This window comes from Monashia sp. HAY1-2A, from assembly GCF_056755315.1.
Genome location: NZ_JBNDHY010000511.1, coordinates 1 through 232, shown reverse-complemented (window position 1 = coordinate 232; position 232 = coordinate 1). Strand labels below are relative to the sequence as shown.

Annotated in this window: 1 protein-coding gene; it reads left to right on the top strand. The window is 41.4% G+C overall.

Going from position 1 to position 232, the window contains the following annotated elements:
* Positions 1-47 precede the first annotated feature (47 nt).
* The coding region (locus ACPYOM_RS22920) for a radical SAM protein (RefSeq protein ID WP_481347729.1) at positions 48-232 on the top strand (185 nt) is incomplete at its 3' end.

The window sequence follows — 232 nt, the reverse complement described above, 5'->3', positions numbered from 1 at the left end:
TCCGTCGTCGGCAGCGTCAGATGTGTATAAGAGACAGACTGAAACCAATGGCTGAACAAAATCTGGTTTCTGTTTCATTAAGTATTCCGACCATTAATGAAGATCTTCGAAGAAAAATGGAACCACGCACAAGTTCTGCAAAAAATAAACTAAAAGCCATAGAAATCTTGTCTGAAAACAAAATTCCGGTGAATGTAATGGTGGCGCCCATTATTCCGGGGCTGAACAGCGA